Origin of the sequence: uncultured Porphyromonas sp. (assembly GCF_905372525.1) — a bacterium.
Taxonomy (GTDB): Bacteria; Bacteroidota; Bacteroidia; order Bacteroidales; family Porphyromonadaceae; genus Porphyromonas.
Map to the genome: position 1 here is coordinate 1 of NZ_CAJPPN010000048.1, position 17,072 is coordinate 17,072.

General features: G+C 57.3%; 15 protein-coding genes. 1 reads left to right on the forward strand and 14 read right to left on the reverse strand.

The genetic code is table 11. The features are described from left to right. Nucleotides 1-129: 129 nt before the first annotated feature. The 6 genes from QZ170_RS08005 to QZ170_RS08030 form a co-directional block, all read right to left on the reverse strand. Nucleotides 130-1,383, reverse strand: a complete 1,254-nt coding sequence (locus QZ170_RS08005) for an acetate kinase (protein WP_297179641.1) — start codon at nucleotides 1,381-1,383, stop codon at nucleotides 130-132. Nucleotides 1,384-1,422: 39 nt separating this feature from the next. Further along, nucleotides 1,423-2,439 carry a phosphate acetyltransferase gene (gene pta, locus QZ170_RS08010; RefSeq protein ID WP_297179644.1) on the reverse strand — a complete coding sequence of 339 codons (1,017 nt, stop codon included), beginning with the start codon at nucleotides 2,437-2,439 and terminating at the stop codon, nucleotides 1,423-1,425. A 303-nt stretch (nucleotides 2,440-2,742) separates the two neighbouring features. Further along, nucleotides 2,743-3,738, reverse strand: a complete 996-nt coding sequence (locus QZ170_RS08015; protein WP_297179647.1) for a class II fructose-bisphosphate aldolase — start codon at nucleotides 3,736-3,738, stop codon at nucleotides 2,743-2,745. A 178-nt stretch (nucleotides 3,739-3,916) separates the two neighbouring features. After that, nucleotides 3,917-4,777: a DNA-processing protein DprA gene (locus tag QZ170_RS08020; protein ID WP_297179650.1), complete on the reverse strand. Its 861-nt coding sequence runs from the start codon at nucleotides 4,775-4,777 to the stop codon at nucleotides 3,917-3,919. A gap of 178 nt (nucleotides 4,778-4,955) precedes the next feature. Continuing rightward, a complete protein-coding gene (locus QZ170_RS08025) occupies nucleotides 4,956-5,099 on the reverse strand; it encodes a hypothetical protein (RefSeq protein ID WP_297179651.1) in 144 nt (47 codons plus the stop codon). A 26-nt stretch (nucleotides 5,100-5,125) separates the two neighbouring features. Then, nucleotides 5,126-6,355, reverse strand: a complete 1,230-nt coding sequence (locus QZ170_RS08030; RefSeq protein WP_297179653.1) for a hypothetical protein — start codon at nucleotides 6,353-6,355, stop codon at nucleotides 5,126-5,128. A 723-nt stretch (nucleotides 6,356-7,078) separates the two neighbouring features. Here QZ170_RS08030 and QZ170_RS08035 point away from each other — a divergent pair. Continuing rightward, entirely contained in the window at nucleotides 7,079-9,019 is a 1,941-nt protein-coding gene (locus QZ170_RS08035) for a DNA topoisomerase IV subunit B (protein WP_297179657.1), read from the forward strand. 186 nt (nucleotides 9,020-9,205) lie between these two features. On the opposite strand, the gene QZ170_RS08040 is transcribed toward QZ170_RS08035, so the two are convergent. The 8 genes from QZ170_RS08040 to QZ170_RS08075 all read right to left on the reverse strand — a co-directional run bounded on the left by QZ170_RS08040 (nucleotide 9,206) and on the right by QZ170_RS08075 (nucleotide 16,797). Beyond that, a complete protein-coding gene (locus QZ170_RS08040; protein WP_297179660.1) occupies nucleotides 9,206-9,448 on the reverse strand; it encodes a hypothetical protein in 243 nt (80 codons plus the stop codon). Between the two features lie 2 nt (nucleotides 9,449-9,450). Then, nucleotides 9,451-10,506, reverse strand: coding sequence for a hypothetical protein (locus QZ170_RS08045; RefSeq protein ID WP_297179662.1), 1,056 nt, complete (start codon nucleotides 10,504-10,506; stop codon nucleotides 9,451-9,453). Between the two features lie 521 nt (nucleotides 10,507-11,027). Beyond that, a complete protein-coding gene (locus QZ170_RS08050) occupies nucleotides 11,028-11,786 on the reverse strand; it encodes an outer membrane beta-barrel protein (protein WP_297179665.1) in 759 nt (252 codons plus the stop codon). Nucleotides 11,787-11,809: 23 nt separating this feature from the next. Further along, a complete protein-coding gene (locus QZ170_RS08055) occupies nucleotides 11,810-12,721 on the reverse strand; it encodes a PCMD domain-containing protein (protein WP_297179667.1) in 912 nt (303 codons plus the stop codon). Between the two features lie 153 nt (nucleotides 12,722-12,874). Next, nucleotides 12,875-13,234 carry a 50S ribosomal protein L19 gene (gene rplS / locus QZ170_RS08060; protein WP_297179670.1) on the reverse strand — a complete coding sequence of 120 codons (360 nt, stop codon included), beginning with the start codon at nucleotides 13,232-13,234 and terminating at the stop codon, nucleotides 12,875-12,877. Nucleotides 13,235-13,420: 186 nt separating this feature from the next. Continuing rightward, nucleotides 13,421-14,020, reverse strand: coding sequence for a DUF3109 family protein (locus tag QZ170_RS08065; RefSeq protein WP_297179673.1), 600 nt, complete (start codon nucleotides 14,018-14,020; stop codon nucleotides 13,421-13,423). A 9-nt stretch (nucleotides 14,021-14,029) separates the two neighbouring features. Continuing rightward, nucleotides 14,030-15,298 (reverse strand): phospho-N-acetylmuramoyl-pentapeptide-transferase, encoded by a 1,269-nt coding sequence (gene mraY, locus QZ170_RS08070; RefSeq protein ID WP_297179676.1) that lies wholly within the window; start codon nucleotides 15,296-15,298, stop codon nucleotides 14,030-14,032. Nucleotides 15,299-15,321: 23 nt separating this feature from the next. Next, nucleotides 15,322-16,797 (reverse strand): UDP-N-acetylmuramoyl-L-alanyl-D-glutamate--2,6-diaminopimelate ligase, encoded by a 1,476-nt coding sequence (locus QZ170_RS08075; protein ID WP_297179678.1) that lies wholly within the window; start codon nucleotides 16,795-16,797, stop codon nucleotides 15,322-15,324. Between the last annotated feature and the right edge of the window lie 275 nt (nucleotides 16,798-17,072).

The window sequence follows — 17,072 nt, forward strand, 5'->3', positions numbered from 1 at the left end:
GGAGAGGGGCTGGGGTATATAAACAAGGGCGAGGGGCTATCCCCCTCCTCCCCCATAGGAGAAGAGGAGGGATAGCCCCTCGCTCAGTAGCTCTATATATGTGGGGACGTCAAGGGTGTCCCGAGGAGACTACTTCGAGAGGATCTCGTAGGTATCCTTAGCGATCATGTACTCCTCGTCGGTAGCGACGACGACGACCTTGACTCGGCTGTCGGCCGCACTGATCACCATGCTCTTGCCCCCGACGGCCTGAGCATTGAGGGTCTCATCGAGCTTGATTCCCATGAACTCTAGTCCCTGACAGACGTCGGTACGCATTGGGGGACGGTTCTCCCCTACTCCTGCGGTGAAGACGAGCAGATCCAGCCCACCGAGGGCAGCGGCATAGGCTCCGACGTACTTCTTGATCCGATAGGCATGCATCGCTAGGGCTAGGGCATCTCGGTGGCTTCCGCCCTCGGCAGCCTTGGCGATGTCACGCATGTCTGAGCCCTGAGTGCCGATACCCGAGATACCGCTCTTCTTGGTCAGTAGGTAGGTGAGATCGGCTGGATCGAGGGTGGTCTTCTTGGGGTCTGCCTTCTTGAGGTAGGGGGCGATGAACTCGGGGTCGAAGTCCTTCTTCGTGAGCAGGAAGTCCAGTACCCCACTATCTATATCCCCAGCACGTGTCCCCATGATGAGGCCTTCGCTCGGGGTAAGTCCCATCGAGGTATCGATGCTCTTCCCATTGAGGATAGCTGCCATAGAGGCACCGCTACCGATGTGTGCTGTGACGATACGGCTGTTCCCTAGGTCGATACCTGCGATCTCTGCACCACGGCGACTGACGAAGTCGTGGCTCGTACCGTGGAAGCCATAGCGGCGGATGCGGTACTTCTCATAGAAGGCATAGGGGAGGGCATACATATAGGCATGCTCGGGCATCGTCTGGTGGAAGGCCGTATCGAAGACCCCGACCTGAGGAGTATTGGGCAGGACCTTCGTCACCGCCTCGATCCCTAGGATGTTCGCAGGGTTGTGGAGCGGAGCTAGCTGGGCGCACTCGTGGAGCTTATCGATAACCTCGGGGGTGATACGCACGCTCTGGGCGAAGCGTTCGCCACCATGCACGAGGCGGTGCCCGATGGCGTCGATCTCGTCAAAGGACTCGACGAAGTGCTCCTCCCGGAGGATGTCCAGGATGATCTCTACGCCACGGGTGTGGTTGGGGATGTCGAGGTGACGCTCCTCCTTCTTGCCGTCTGGCTTACGGAAGGTGATGAAGGGGTCAGTGATGCCTACACGCTCTTCGTTGCCCGAGGTGAGTACCCGGTAGGTGGGGAGCTCGATGAGGGCAAACTTCAGTGAGGAGCTACCGCAGTTGAGGACTAAAATCTTCATAAGATAGGTATTCTGTGTTGTGGGGAGGGGCGGATGAGTCTAGCCCTTCTTGGCCTTGAGGGCTATGGACTGATTAGCTGTGATAGCAGCCATCTTGTAGATATCCTCTACGGAGGCACCACGGCTTAGGTCATTGACGGGGGCAGCCATACCCTGTAGGATCGGTCCTACAGCCTCGGCACCGGCTAGACGCTGGACGAGCTTGTAGCCAATATTCCCCGCCTCGAGCGTGGGGAAGATGAGGACGTTGGCCTTACCTGCCACGGGGCTACCGGGAGCTTTGAGGGCAGCGACCTTGCCCACGAGGGCGGCGTCGAGCTGGAGCTCGCCATCGAGCTGGAGGTCGGGAGCCTGCTCCTTGGCTAGGCGGGTAGCCTCGACGACCTTGTCGACCATCTCGTGGTGTGCACTCCCCTTGGTGGAGAAGCTAAGCATAGCGATACGTGGCTCTATACCTGCGATAGCCCGAGCGGACTCAGCGGAGGAGATAGCGATCTGTGCGAGCTCGGTAGCCGTAGGATTAGGCATCACGGCGCAGTCGGCGAAGAGGAGTAGGCCGTTGTCGCCATAGTCACCATGGGGGAGGAACATCATGAAGATACCGCTCACACAGCTGATCCCTGGGGTAGTCTTGATGATCTGTAGGGCAGGACGTAGGACGTCCCCCGTAGCGTTGATAGCTCCTGCGAGCTCTCCGTCCGCATCACCAGCCTTGATCATGAGGCAGCCGAGGTAGAGAGGATCCTCGACGAGGATAGCGGCCTGCTCCTCGGTGAGGCCCTTGGACTTGCGGAGCTGTAGGAGTAGGTCGATGTAGGCCTGCTTCTTAGCGTGCTTCTTGGGGTCTAGCAGCGTCGCCTTCTCGATATTGCGTAGGCCGAGGTCATGCGCACGAGAGCGGATGGAGTAGGGGTCACCGATGAGCGTGAGGCGGACGACGCCGTCACGTAGGAGACGGTCAGCGGCCTTGAGGGTACGTTCTTCTGTGCCTTCGGGGAATACGATGTGCTGAGGGTTAGCTTTAGCCCTGTCAATGATGTCTTGAATCAAGTCCATAGCGACGATAAATTGATGTTAGAAGATTTCACTATGCCCAAAGGTACGCATTCTAAGGGATATACCCGCACTCTAGCGACAAGAAAGGGGAGGGGATCACTCCCCTCCCCCCCGAGGACGACTCCCCGACGGGGGACACTCCTCCCCCCAGAGCTACTATACCCATACGTGCCCACATACCTATATATAATATAGAGGACAGCCCGACACTGAGGAGCGTGGAGGCTACCTCGGTGCCGAGCTGTCGCTCTGGGGGCTCACCAGACGAGCCCGTCTAGTGAGGGAGGGTACTTGGGCTACCGACTAGAGGCGGTCGTTAGAGCCAAGGACGTTGATGATCTTGTGCATGTAGAGCTTCTTGAGCGACTCACGAGCTGGACCGAGGTACTTACGTGGGTCGAACTCAGCAGGGTTCGTAGCGAAGACCTTACGGATAGCAGCCGTCATAGCCAGACGACCATCGGAGTCGATGTTGATCTTGCACACAGCGCTCTTAGCAGCCTGACGGAGCTGTTCTTCGGGGATACCGACAGCGTCCTTCAGAGCACCACCGTACTGGTTGATCGTAGCGACCTCGTCCTGGGGGACAGAGGAAGAGCCGTGGAGCACGATGGGGAAGCCAGGGATCTGCTTTTCGATCTCAGCGAGGATGTCGAAGCGCAGAGGGGGAGGTACGAGGATCCCGTTGGCGTCACGCTTGCACTGCTCGGGGGTGAACTTGTTTGCCCCGTGCGACGTACCGATGGAGATAGCCAGCGAGTCTACACCCGTCTTGCTGACGAAGTCGATGACCTCGGCAGGCTCGGTGTAGGTGTGGTGCTCTGCTACGACATCGTCCTCGATACCAGCGAGTACGCCGAGCTCACCCTCTACGGTGACGTCGTACTGGTGGGCATACTCGACGACAGAGCGTGTCAGGGCGACATTCTCGTCATAGGGGAGGTGTGAGCCGTCGATCATGACAGAGGAGAAGCCCATCTGGATACAGCTCTTGCAGAGCTCTAGGCTATCACCGTGGTCGAGGTGTAGAGCGATCTGGGGGTTGGGGCAGCCGAGCTCCTTTGCGTACTCGACAGCACCCTGAGCCATATAGCGCAGGAGCGTTTGGTTAGCGTACTTACGTGCGCCACTGGAGACCTGGAGGATGACGGGGGACTTCGTTTCCACGACAGCTCCGATGATAGCCTGGAGCTGCTCCATGTTATTGAAGTTGAACGCAGGGATAGCATAGCCACCCTTGATAGCCTTGGCAAACATCTCGCGTGTATTGACCAAGCCTAGTTCCTTGTAACTAACCATTTGTATTGACTTAAATTAAAGACGGTTTAAAAACTAGTTCTCTACCGCAAAGATAGAATAAATAAACTGAATGCCTAATGATTTCTTTAAATTGTTAGCATAAGTATCCTATCCCACCGATCCGACTCCATTATATATAGGTATCCCACCGAGGCAATCGGGACGCTCCGACCGTGCCTTAACTAGGGGTAAGGAGTAGCTGATGGGGCTGGGCAAGCCCCTCTCGGAGCAACCATTGATTACCTCCGCTCACCTCACTATAGGTCTCATACTGCTGGGCGAAGCAGGGCACTCCATACCTCCGGGCAAAGCGCACGGTGTGGAGCGTCCCGCTCTCGAGACCACACTGCACGACCAGCACCTCGGTGGCAAGGGTCGCCAGCAGGCGATCACGGACGACGAACTGCCACCTCCCCATAGAGCTCCCCGGGGGATACTCCGAGAGGACGAGCCCGCCCTGCCTGAGTAGAGCACGCTGCAGCGCAGCATGCTCCCTCGGGTAGGTCTCATCTAGTCCTGTGGCGACGACGGCGACACCCCGCCCCCCTATCTCGAGGCAGGTACGGTGTGCCTCGGCATCACAGCCCCGAGCTAGACCGCTCAGGATGATAGCTCCCCGCCCGACGAGCTCCCGAGTCACCCTGCGTACATGGGCTAGCCCCTCCCCGTCGGGCATGCGTGTCCCGATGACCGCCACGCGCCTGGGCTCCCCTAGGAGCTCATGTGCCCCGAGGGTATAGAGGAGTGGGGGGCAGTGTGCCCCGAGACGTCTGCGTACGACACGGGGGTAGGAGGCACTACTAGAGGGGGACACCCCGATACCGAGCTCGGCACATCGCCCGAGGATCACCTCAGCCTCCTCGCCGTAGCGCTGTAACTCCTGCTCGTAGAGGGCAAGCCCACTCGGTAGCTCCAGTGGTAGCTCATCGGGTGCGGGGAGGGTGCCCAGCAGGGTATTGATCTCTGGAGAGCGAAGGCCTGCCAGCTGTAGGGCTAGAGCCTGCACGCACTGCTCCTGCACGCTCTCCGTTGGTATCATAGCCATCATAGTGACACAAAGGTACACAAAGCCCGCACTCCCCCCCACTCGCCCCTTCCTCCCTAGATAGCGACAATGCCCACCACCCCGCTCTGGGGTGATGGGCATTATACTTCTTCAGCTAGGGGCTGTAGCCCCACTCAGGAGGATCGACCGAGGCCAAACCCTCTAGGGGTGACTAGATATTGTCGTTCCAGTCGCCACCGTCCTCGATCCCTTCGATCTCCCCACCAACGGAGAAACCAATGAGGAAGCTAAGACCATGGTTGAGCTCGAAGATCTCGGCCTGCGGCTGTTGATATATTTCCTTCTGTATATTCATGTTCGTTACTTGCTTCATTAGGGTGATTAGTGACCTACCATGTCAAGGGTCGTAGAGACTACGATACCTTCCTTCTCCTTCTTGAGGGGACTGAGGTACGTGGTTCTTCCCTTGATGAGCTCGTTGTTTCCGTTGCGATAGAGCACCTGGATCGAGGGACCAGAGGCATTCTTGCTCTCACGATCAGCGAGTAGGCTGGTAGCGATGGGCATATAGATCACATACTCTCTGCTCTCGTCTCGTGATAGAGCCTCCCTGTTAGTGAGGTAAACCGTGTAGTTACGCTCTGGATGATCATCATCGCCTACCTGAGGCGTGATGAGTAGAGGGAGGAGGACATTGACGGTCTTCCCATTCTTTCTAACTGGTGCGATTGTGGGCTCTTCCATTCGGAGAGAGGCACGCCCTACCCCATCGACCTTCAGTCCCCAAGGCTTTAGGCTCTCCATATAGGCACTGTTATTCTTAACTGTGGCACGGAGAATTACCCCCTTCATCTTGAGCTTGATATTGGGGAAGAGGATATAGGGGTGATTGTTCACCTTGTCCTTGTAGTTTTCAGAGGCTAGGACGGGCTTGATATTCTCAGCGACGAAGACAGGGCGAGTACTATGGCTACCCCGAGGTGCATCGTTCTCCACTACGTAGGGGATCGGCTTAGTGAGGTCGAGGTCATTCGCACCATAGGTGTAGAGGGCGTCTTCTGGTGCCACCTTCTGATCGGACCAGACACCATCCTTGTGGGCTAGACCAGTCTTATTGAAGCCAACGACTAGGGTTGCACTCATCTTCTCGGGATCGAGCCAGACCTTGTCCGTGGTGCGTCTAAGACCAGATGATGGGAGGGTGAACTGCCCCTGTGTGGTTCGTGGAGCTTCCGTCTTGCACTCGAAGGTAGTCACCGTACGACCTCCGACAGTCTGCTTCCGGAGGGTGAGCATGACCTCACGCATCTGATAGGGGACATTATCCCCTTTTGTTATGAGGTAGTCCTCATCGTTGTTGTAGATACAGAGGAGGGCAGGGATCTCATCCTCACTGAAGACAGGTGAGTAGGCGGTCTTTCCGTTAGCACCGGTATAGGTCTCGTACGAAAGGGCCTTAGCCATGTCCTCATCGATGGTCCCATTCAGGGCGATGGTGATACGATCACCGGCCTGCTCCTGCTGGGTCTGCTTCACTACGGGTTCGTTTGCTTCCTTGCCACAGGCACTCAGGAGTGCTAGGGAGGCAAGCATTAGAATACTTTTCTTCATTGACAGTGATAAAAAAGCTGTATGATTTATTCCAATTCGTCGCATCCTACGCCATACAGCTCAGCGTAGACTACGCTCAGCACTAGTCGCAGACGAGTCCTCTGGCAGGCCACATCTACCTGTCAGCACTCTTGTGATGTCTATGCTGGGTGCTTTACAATCTCTTGCGGAAATCTTGTCTCCAATATGAAGAATAAGGCTCGGCATGATCGCTTATGCTGGGAACCTCCCAAACCTTCTCTTCGCCCCCTAATACAGGCGGAAACTTTAAAATCCAGGTGCAAAGATATTAAAAAGAAGTAACAATGCAATAAGTATCCCTATTTTTTTTGCAAAGTCATTCTCGAGTCCATCTCCACCTCTACTCCCTCTACCGAGATCCGGCAGAGCCCTCACCCCACCCTAACACTCTATGTATCTTACACTCCGAGGGGTGCATTGGGCTCTCGGTATGATCGTCCCAATCACCTATGTAAGGTGACGGAAGGGCTCTCGGTATGATCGTCCTCGTCACCTATGTAAGGTGACAGGAGGGCTCTCGGTATGATCGCAACAGGGGTCTTACTATGCCCACAAGAGCCCCCTCAGGGAGCGTGCTACAGCAGAGGTATGAGGCTCACAGAGAGGGACACCGAGGGGCTTTCACGGGGAGAAAGTCAGGTAGGGATGCTCCTCTTTTCGTATCTTTGACCCCCGAAATCCCCACATACAACGGCAACAAACATGCTAGACGAGCAAACGGTAAACTACAGCGATAGTGACATCAAGACCCTAGAGTGGGACGAACATATTCGTCGCCGCCCTGGGATGTATATCGGTAAGCTAGGCGATGGTACCCACGCCGACGATGGGATCTATGTCCTGCTCAAGGAGGTGCTGGATAACTCCATCGACGAGTACGTCATGGGCGCTGGCAAGAAGATCGAGGTCACCATCGCCGACGGGCTAGTCACCGTACGTGACTACGGCCGAGGTATCCCCCTGGGCAAGCTCATCGATGCCACGAGCAAGATGAACACCGGGGGTAAGATCGACTCCAAGGCCTTCAAGAAGTCCGTAGGGCTCAATGGTGTGGGGATCAAGGCCGTCAATGCCCTCTCCATCCACTGCGAGATCACCGTCTGGCGTGAGGGACTGACCAAGACCGTTCGCTACTCCCATGCCCACCTCCTGGAGGAGACCGATCCCACCCCCAGCGACGAACCCACGGGGACACGGGTCGTCTTCCGCCCCGACGAAGAGCTCTTCAAGGGCTATGCCTACAACGATGAGTTCGTCGTGGCGATGATCAAGAACTACTCCTACCTCAACGCTGGCCTTACGCTCATCTACAACGGCGAGCGTTACCTCTCCAAGCAGGGTCTAGCAGACCTCCTAGCGGAGAACATGACCGACGAAGCCCTCTACCCCATCATCCACCTCAAGGACGAGGACGTCGAGATCGTCCTCACCCACACCAATCAGGTCGGGGAAGACTTCTACAGCTTCGTCAATGGGCAGAACACTACGCAGGGCGGTACACACCTCTCGGCCTTCCGCGAGGCTGTGGCTCGTGTGATCAAGGACTTCTTCGGCAAGAACTTCGACTACCGAGACATCCGCTACGGCATGGCTGCCGCCATCAGTATCAAGGTCGAGGAACCTGTCTTCGAGAGCCAGACCAAGACCAAGCTAGGATCCAAGGATATGGAGCCTGGGGGACGTAGCATACAGAAGTTCCTCAATGACTTCCTCGGCAAGGAGCTGGACAACTACCTCCACATCCATGCAGAGGACACCGCCATCATGCTGCAGAAGATCCAGGAGAGCGAGCGGGAGCGCAAGGCACTCAGTGGTGTGGCAAAGCTCGCCCGTGAGCGTGCCAAGAAGGCCAGCCTGCACAACAAGAAGCTCCGAGACTGCACCATCCACCTCAACGACCCCAAGGCCAAGGAGCCCGAGCGCACCAGCCTATTCATCACCGAGGGGAACTCCGCTAGTGGCTCCATCACCACCTGCCGTGACCCGCACTACCAAGCCGTATTCTCGCTCCGAGGCAAGCCTCTGAACTGCTACGGCCAGACCAAGAAGGTCGTCTATGAGAATGAGGAATTCAACCTCCTACAGGCTGCACTCAACATCGAGGACGGCCTAGAGGGACTGCGCTACAACCGCATTATCATCGCCACCGATGCCGATGACGACGGGATGCACATCCGCCTGCTACTGATCACCTTCTTCCTCCAGTTCTTCCCCGAGCTCGTGCGCCGTGGGCATGTCTTCATCCTCGAGACACCACTCTTCCGTGTCTTCCTCCCCAAGGAGCACAAGAAGACCGACAACTTCATGTCCAGCTCCCCCGCCCCGAAGAAGCGAGGGCGGAAGAAGAAGGAGGAAGCCCCCCAAGCCGAGGAGCTCGTCACCAACATCTATTGCTACAACGAGGCACAGAAGCAGGCTGCGCTGAAGAAGCTCGGCAAGCGTGCCCTCGTCACCCGCTTCAAGGGGCTCGGGGAGATCTCTCCCGAGCAGTTCAAGGACTGGATCAGCGAGGAGAACATCAAGCTTGACCCCGTTCGCCTGCGCAAGGAGGACAACCTAGCGAACCTCCTGCTCTTCTACATGGGCAAGAACACCCCCGAGCGTCAGAGCTTCATCATCGACAACCTCATCGTCGATGAGTAGCCCCCTACCCCACCTAGGCTCTATCTAGGGTCACCCCCATCATGTGACTACCCCGAGTAGCCCTCCCCGACAGAGCGGGGGAGGTGCTACTCGGGGTAGTCACATTACGAGGGTGGATATGTCGTGGCGCCTAGTGTCTACTCTGGGTAGATGCTGGGGGAGCGACGACGTGGCTCGGGATAGGACTTAGTCGTCATAGTCCCTTCCCTCCCATACGTCATCGACATTCCCCTCCTTGACCTCGGAGAAGGAGCGGAGGAGATCTCCCGCTGGGAGCATGTAGGATACGGCACGTGGGGCCTCGTAGGGTTCTTTGGCTATGGTGGACATGATGGTATGTACTCTATATTCGTTAGGATCGGGATGTGGTGCCGCCTGCTCCCCGATCGGGGTAGAGGCGGGTGCGGGGGATGGGTTGGTGAGTGGCATAGCTAGTTGTAAAAGGCTCTAATAGTGACGAGGTGGTACTCACCGTCCCCTGCCTCGATATTCTTCTGCCCACTGCCGTGCTCGAGCTTTGCCTTGAGGAGCCCCTTAGACCCCTGAGGGATATAGATGAGGTATCGGGGAGCAGACCTCTTGCCCGTGGGATCGGGGTCACTGGGGTCTACGGCTGGGGCATAGCCACGGTAATGGATCACAGCTGGCTCACGTAGTGGATAGTAGACCGGTGTGGTCGCGGGATCAAAGAGGAGCTCGAAGCGACTATCCCGCCAATTAAACTTCAGCTGTGGATGCAGAGTACGGAAGTCTCTTAGCTCAAAGCCTCGGAGCGTCATCACCTCCTCAGGGGCTGACTCGGGGACACCCTTCCCCCCTGCCGAGGAGCCCACCGAGGGATCATCATACAGGACACGACATAGGAGGATACTCCCCGAGAGGGTGAAGTAGAGCTTCTCGTGGACATAGTGGTCGGCATCCCAGGTAGACTGTACTAGGGCTTGGTTCTCACACTTGAGGATCACACGCACAGACGGCCGAGCCCCCTGTGGGCTCACCTCGCCGAGGTCGGTATCGCCGAAGAATTGGATATGCTGTGCGCTGGGGTCTGTCTCATGGATATGTAGGTCGTAGTCTCCCTCCGTCTTGGCATCGAAGCCGATATAGGCCGAGAACTTATAGGGTCCCGGGAAGGGTAGGCCAAACGACCCCTTATAGGATAGCTTATTGTCCCGATCGGCAGTGAAGAGGACACGCTTCTGCAGGCTAGCTCCGCCACTATTATTGATACATAGGATACCGGGGATCGGCCTCGTCTGGTCATGGACGAGTCTCAGGGTACCACCCCATACGGGCTTCCCGTCTGTGTCTGTGCTGGGATGGAGGCGGAGGGTCTTGAGCGTACCTTGGGAGGGCTCTGGGAAGGAGACCGTACCCGATAGATCGAGATGAACGATGTGTCCCTGCACTGCAGGCAGAGGGAGCTCCTTGCGACAAGCGCCGAGGAGTGCCACGAGCGCTAGGGGCAGGAGACGAGATGTGTGCATAATGTTTTAGATACTATATGGATGGAACATGGGAGTGCGGACTGCTCCCCTAGCGAAATTCCCGAGGGGGCTAGTGCCACACGTACATATATACAAGGCGTGCCGAGGAGCCATAGGGGTGTGCGCATCACGCCCCGGGCAAGTAGATAGACGAGAGGGAGAGTAGGAGGGCTGAGCCCCGTGTGTGTCTCGCAGTGGATCGTCCCCCCAGCTACCTCTACGAAGGGAAGCCTTCGGGGGGGAGGGAGCGTCTCTGGTGGGGGAGCAACTCGGTTTGCGGGTGCAAAGGTACGCAAATCCCTACACTCCACCCGATAGACTAAGGCCTTGCGCCCCGGGGATACGAGTGTCGCTCCTCCCCCAGAGCGCAGGGAGAGAGCGCAGAGATAGAGCCGAAAGAGCGCAGAGATAGCTCGGGGGCGGAGGATAAAGCGGGGAAAATAAGACAGGCGACACACCCCTGAGGCCGAGGGGTGTGTCGCCTGAGAGCGAAGTGTTACCCAGCCCTAAGGGGCTAGCGGCTAGCGGGTGATACTATAGCTCACCCCAAGGCAGAGGAAGACATTGCGCAGGGAGTAGGGCATGACCTGAAAGCCTGAGTCAAAGAGCTTCGGTAGTCCGACATTCACACGTCCCGTCACCGCCCATTGCTTGTCGAGCTTGTAATCAGCGCCGAAGCGTACCCCGACATCATTACGCACGATGAAGTCCCCGATATGGAAGGAGAGGACGACACCAGGCTGGTAGGGACGGCCGTCCATCAGCCCATCCCCATCGAGCTTGGCGACGAACCTGCGCCTGAGGGCATGCGAATAGTAGCCACCGACATAGAAGCGGAAGCCCCCACGTGGCATATCGAAGGTCAGCCCAAGGGGCACCGTGAGGTAGCGGTTGCTCATATCCACACTCTGTAGCCCGGTGTAGTGCTGCTCGGAGAGGTCAGAGCTCTGGTAGCGGATAGGCATATCCTTGGCACGCACTGTGGCATAGAAGCCCTTGCCCTCGTACTCGATCCCCGTAGCCAGGGCAAAGGGGCTGGTAGGTGAGAGACGATAGGAGAGGTCGATCCCGACGTTGGGCGCAGCACCGAGGTTGAAGTGCATGACCTTCTCCACGGGCTTCGGCACGGTCGGGGGGAGTGCACCTCCGAGGTTGAAGCCTAGGTGTAGCCCTAGAGCGAAGGGAGAGCGTGGTGTCTGATCGTCAGTAGTGCTAGCGGCGAGCCCCCGAGGTATGAGGAGGCTGAGGGTGAGGCTAGCTAGGAGTAGTCTGCTATTCATAGCTGTATAGAGGGCTTAGGGGGTTAATCTTTCTTTGTTGGTCGATCCTTGATCGTGACCTCCTTGAGGCGGAGCTCGCTACCTACCGCCCCGATGTACTCTGCACCACGGAAGCTGGAGGAGAAGACGAGTGCTAGACGATACTTCCCCTTCTTGAGGTCAATGGCGGCATAGCGTACCGGGTCGGTGGGCGCTAGCTTGAGGGTATAGGTCGCCCACTTGCCCGACTCAGTGGGGGCAAGCTCGGCATAGCCACGCACTAGGATACGAGGATCGGTATGTAGGTTCGTACCATTGAGGTAGCTATCATCCTGAGTCACATCATAGAAGACGGCAGAGGCCGCTCCCCGATCCGCTGCGGGCAGAGGGATATTGGTCTTGTTCTGTCCGTGGATGACCTTGTCCCCAGCCTGGTACTGATAGACGAAGGTCATCTCATCGGGGACTCCTGCCGAGTAGGGCTGGCCAAACTCCGTAGACTCGAGGGGCTTGGCTACGAGATTTGCCCGGTTCACTCGTCCAGAATAGAGTGCCCCTGCGATCACATTGGTGCCCACGCCGAAGAAGTAGAAGCCCTTGATGGAGCGTATCTGTGCCCCTTGGATCACTCCCCCCTCCTGGAGTGGGATGACTGGGTAGTCCGTAGGGCTCTGTGCTAGGAGACTATAGCCCGTATTGCTCGCCGAGGACCAATAGGTATGTGCAGGATCCTCGCCCTCGGCTATAGAGGGTAGGGAGAAGGTCGTCTTGGGGATAGCGATCCAGCGGGTGAAGGTGAAGCGCTGGCTGGTGGTCACGACACCTGGCTTTCGCTCCTCTAGTCCTTGGCGCAGGTGGGAGATAGCCTCCTTCTCTGCCATCGGGTCGGCACACGAGCCGAGAGAGAGCAGGCTACCCGAAATCAGGGTGGTGAGTAGGAGATGTGTTGCGTTCATTGTGGTGATTATTATTTAGGATGCTACGTCAGCCTCCAGTCTCTATCGGAGGCTAACAAACGAAGCTAGCCCCACCGCCAGCTAGGTGGCAGTGAGGCTAGGATGCTTATCAAGTAAGTCTCGCACACTCAGTAGTGGAGTGTAGCAGAGTGATTACTTCTCGACGCTCACGCGACGCTCCTTGATACGAGCCTTCTTACCCGTGAGGGCGCGGAGGTAGTAGAGCTTAGCACGACGTACCTTACCGAGCTTCTCTACGGTGATCTTCTCGATGAAGGGGCTCTCTAGGGTGAAGATACGTTCTACACCTACACCCTCGGAGATCTTGCGCACTGTGAAGCGCTTCTTGTCGCCATGTCCGCTGATACGGATGACCACACCACGGTAGCGCTGGATACGTTCCTTACCACCTTCGCTGATGCGGTAGTCTACCGTGATGGTATCCCCACTGCGGAAGGATGGGTGGCTCTTGCCCGTGGCGAAAGCCTCATTGACGATCTTAATAAAGTCCATTTCTTTGTCCTTTAGCTTATTTGATTAGTACTACACCAAACGCAATATAACAGGCCACACGAGTCGTTTCTTCCTGACAGAGATTGCGCAAAGCGGTGCAAAGATACAAAAAATCAGTTAGTAGCCTCTCTTACCTACTATTATAGGGTATATATAGGTGAGGTGCTCGATGAGCCTCCCCTCAGCCTAGGGCTCTGGCTGGATAGTGCCCTCAGCCTCCTCCCGCAGGAGCGCTGCGACCTCCTCCAGCTGGGTGTACCACTCCTCTCCGAAGGCTCGGATCAGGGGTGCCTTGAGGAACTGGTAGACGGGGAGCTGGAGCTGGCGGCCACGCTTGAGAGCGCACTTGCAGAGAGACCACTTGTGGTAGTTCACTGCGGTGAAGTCGGGATAGCGTGTCAAGCGGATGGGGTAGAGCTGACAGCTGAGGGGCTTGATGAAGTCGCTCTTGCCCTCGTAGTAGACCTTCTCGAAGGCGCACTGGCAGTTGCCGTGCTCATCGTAGGTCGTGAAGACGCAGTCCTTGCCCTCCACGATCGAGGTCACCTCGTCCCCATCCTCATCTAGGTAGCTCACGCCCTGCTCAGCGATGATCGCCCGTGCCTGTGGCGATAGGAGATGCTCGACGAGGGGCAGGTACCGCCTCAGGAGCTCTGCCTCCCCGGGCTCTAGGGGCGCTCCGCTATCACCCTCCACACAGCAGGCTCCCTTGCAGGCAGCATAGTCACAGGCAAAGAGCACATCGAAGACGTCTTGGCTGACGATCTTATCCTCTATCTGGATCATGGGCTGGGGCTAGCGGATCTTGAGGGTCACGATGGTGAGCACCGCTAGGATGATCCCTATGAGCCAGAAGCGCATGGTGAGCTTAGCCTCGGGCACCTTGTCCACAGGCCGCTTCAGCAGACTATTGGTCGCTGCTCCACCGGGGAGCTGGAAGTGGTGGTGTAGAGGGGCCATCTTGAAGACGCGTACCCCGGTGCCCGTACGATGGCGGGTGTACTTATAGTAGAAGCGCTGGATGAACGAAGAGGTAAACTCTGCGATGAAGATCCCGCAGAGGATAGGCAGTAGGAGCTCCTTGCGAATGAGGATCGCAAAGACTCCGATGATCCCCCCTAGGGCAAGGCTCCCCGTATCCCCCATGAAGACCTGGGCTGGGTAAGAATTGTACCACAGGAAGCCCACAGTCGCCCCCACGAGGGTAGCGGCGAAGATCACGAGCTCCTCAGCCCCGGGGATAAACATCGTATTCAGATACCCAGCCATATCGTGGTGCGAGGAGACGTAGGCCAATATCCCAAGCACAACCCCAACGATCGCCGAGGAGCCAGAGGCGAGCCCATCGACCCCATCAGTGAGGTTCACCCCATTGGATAGGAGCATCACGACAGCGACCGTCATCAGGATGAAGATCGTCACCCCAAGGATCTTCTTCACCCCTGGGTCATCGACAGGTAGGATCTCGGAGTAGTCGAGGTTATTGCCCTTGACGAAGGGTACCGAGGTCTGGAAGCTCTTCGTGTCGGTCGTCTCGAAGCGGATCTCTCGGACGTTCCCGGCTCGTACGACCTCGCTATTGCGCTTGATCACGACCGAGGGGCTGAGGTAGAGCGTCACCCCGACGATGAGACCGAGGACGAGCTGCCCGAGGATCTTGTAGTGCTCCTTCAGTCCATTCTTATCCTTCTTGAAGACCTTGATGTAGTCGTCGGCGAAGCCCAGTAGTCCCATCAGGATGGTCGTCACGATCATCAGGATGATATAGATATTATCCAGGCGAGCGAAGAGGAGCGTGGGGATGAGGATAGCTAGGATGATGATGATACCGCCCATCGTAGGGGTACCCTTCTTGGTCTGTTCTCCCTCTAGCCCCAGATCCCTCACGAGCTCACCGATCTGCCTACGTCGTAGGTACTTGATGAGCCGACTCCCCCAGATCGTACTGATGAGTAGGGCGAGGATGATCGCCATACCCACACGAAAGGAGACGTAGGTAAAGAGACGAGAGAAGGGGAAGACAATCCCCTGGTCAGAGAGAAAATCGACTAAGTGATAGATCATGTTTCGTTTGCGTTTGGGTGATTTTATGCTTCGTGGGAGATCTGCTCTAGGACGACCTCTCGATCATCGAAGTGATGGCGTACGCCTCCGATCTCCTGATAGGTCTCATGCCCCTTGCCCGCTATGAGGATGATGTCCCCCTGCCCAGCGAGCATGGTGGCCGTGCGTATCGCCTCGGCTCGGTCGGTGATGGTGAGTGTGCGGGAGAGTTCCTCGGGGCTAAGCCCGGCCTTCATCTCCTCGATGATGGCCTCGGGGCGTTCGGTACGGGGATTGTCCGAGGTCAGCAGGAGGCGGTCACAGCGCAGTGCAGCCTCGTGAGCCATGATGGGACGCTTCCCTCGGTCTCGATCGCCCCCACAGCCTACGACACAGAGTACCTGGGCACCCTCGCCCTTGATCTCGTGGATCGTCTCTAGGACATTGATGAGGGCATCGGGTGTATGTGCATAGTCTACGATGGCGGTGTAGCCACGGCGGGGCGAGAGCAGAGTCTGGAAGCGTCCATCCACTGCTGTCAGTTCGCTCGCCCGTCGGAGCACCTCGTCCCGATCCATGCCGAGTAGTAGGGCGGTGGAGTAGACGGCGAGCATATTGTAGACATTAAACTCTCCGATCAGTCGGATGAGCACCTGCCGTCCTCCTAGCTCGATCTCCGTGCCGTAGGGGTGGCACTCTAGGATACGAGCCTTGTAGTCGGCCGAGCTCCTCAGCGCATAGGTGTATCGCTTAGCTCGAGTGTTCTGGAGCATCACGAGCCCATTCTTGTCATCGACATTCGTTAGGGCAAAGGCCTCCTTGTCCAGCTGGTCGAAGAAGCTCTTCTTTGCCCTCAGATACTCGGCGAAGGTGCCATGATAGTCTAGGTGATCACGGGTCAGGTTCGTAAAGATTCCCCCACGGTAGTGTACACCAGCTACACGGTGCTGGGCGAGCGCATGCGAGCTCACCTCCATAAAGACATGGGTGCAGCCTGCATCCCTCATTCGCCCGAGGAGCTTCTGTAGCTCGGGGGCGGAGGGCGTAGTGTGGGTCGAGGGGATCGCCTCATCCTCCACGTAGTTGCATACCGTGCTAATGAGCCCACAGCGGTAACCTGCCGAACGGAAGAGACGGAAGAGCAGTGTAGCGATCGTCGTCTTGCCGTTGGTCCCAGTCACCCCGACGACGGTGAGTTCCTCCGAAGGGTCACCATACCAATGAGAGCTCATGATACCGAGTGCCTCTGCCGTGCTCTCTACCTCTATATATAGGGTATGGGGCTGAGGGTCGAGGGGGAGCTCCTCGACGAGGACTGCTACGGCACCAGCCTCGATAGCGCTGGGGACGAAGAGGTGCCCGTCGGCATGTACCCCACGCAGGGCGACGAAGAGTGTCCCTGGTGCGACCCGTCTGGAGTCCTCGGTGATCTGTAGGATCTCTGTCTGCTCAAGTTCCTCTACGGGACTTGTTGTCTTATAGTTTACCCCCTGTAGGAGGTCTATTAATTTCCGTGCCATTACCTTTAAAAATGTCTACAAAGGTACTCTTTCGCCGCCTAATAAGGATAGCCGATCCCCCCTAGTCTCCCCTAGCCACGCTCCTACACCTCCACAGACCGCATCCTCCCGAGGCCTATCTAGTCCCCACCTCCCTACCCCTGACCATCATCCAGCCCTACCTAGCTCTCGCCCCTATACCGCGGACTGCACCTACCCCAGCCCTACCTAGCCCTCGCCCCTATACCACGGACTGTACCCCAGTCCCGTCCATCCCCTACCCCTCCACAGACCAC

Excerpts from the sequence above, each read along its gene's own strand:
- QZ170_RS08050 (WP_297179665.1), bottom strand. The coding sequence starts at position 11,786 with ATGAATAGCAGACTACTCCTAGCTAGCCTCACCCTCAGCCTCCTCATA.
- QZ170_RS08030 (WP_297179653.1), bottom strand. The coding sequence starts at position 6,355 with ATGAAGAAAAGTATTCTAATGCTTGCCTCCCTAGCACTCCTGAGTGCC.
- QZ170_RS08040 (WP_297179660.1), bottom strand. The coding sequence starts at position 9,448 with ATGCCACTCACCAACCCATCCCCCGCACCCGCCTCTACCCCGATCGGG.
- QZ170_RS08025 (WP_297179651.1), bottom strand. The coding sequence starts at position 5,099 with ATGAATATACAGAAGGAAATATATCAACAGCCGCAGGCCGAGATCTTC.
- QZ170_RS08020 (WP_297179650.1), bottom strand. The coding sequence starts at position 4,777 with ATGATACCAACGGAGAGCGTGCAGGAGCAGTGCGTGCAGGCTCTAGCC.
- QZ170_RS08005 (WP_297179641.1), bottom strand. The coding sequence starts at position 1,383 with ATGAAGATTTTAGTCCTCAACTGCGGTAGCTCCTCACTGAAGTTTGCC.
- QZ170_RS08015 (WP_297179647.1), bottom strand. The coding sequence starts at position 3,738 with ATGGTTAGTTACAAGGAACTAGGCTTGGTCAATACACGCGAGATGTTT.
- rplS (WP_297179670.1), bottom strand. The coding sequence starts at position 13,234 with ATGGACTTTATTAAGATCGTCAATGAGGCTTTCGCCACGGGCAAGAGC.
- QZ170_RS08055 (WP_297179667.1), bottom strand. The coding sequence starts at position 12,721 with ATGAACGCAACACATCTCCTACTCACCACCCTGATTTCGGGTAGCCTG.
- QZ170_RS08045 (WP_297179662.1), bottom strand. The coding sequence starts at position 10,506 with ATGCACACATCTCGTCTCCTGCCCCTAGCGCTCGTGGCACTCCTCGGC.
- QZ170_RS08035 (WP_297179657.1), top strand. The coding sequence starts at position 7,079 with ATGCTAGACGAGCAAACGGTAAACTACAGCGATAGTGACATCAAGACC.
- pta (WP_297179644.1), bottom strand. The coding sequence starts at position 2,439 with ATGGACTTGATTCAAGACATCATTGACAGGGCTAAAGCTAACCCTCAG.
- mraY (WP_297179676.1), bottom strand. The coding sequence starts at position 15,298 with ATGATCTATCACTTAGTCGATTTTCTCTCTGACCAGGGGATTGTCTTC.
- QZ170_RS08065 (WP_297179673.1), bottom strand. The coding sequence starts at position 14,020 with ATGATCCAGATAGAGGATAAGATCGTCAGCCAAGACGTCTTCGATGTG.
- QZ170_RS08075 (WP_297179678.1), bottom strand. The coding sequence starts at position 16,797 with ATGGCACGGAAATTAATAGACCTCCTACAGGGGGTAAACTATAAGACA.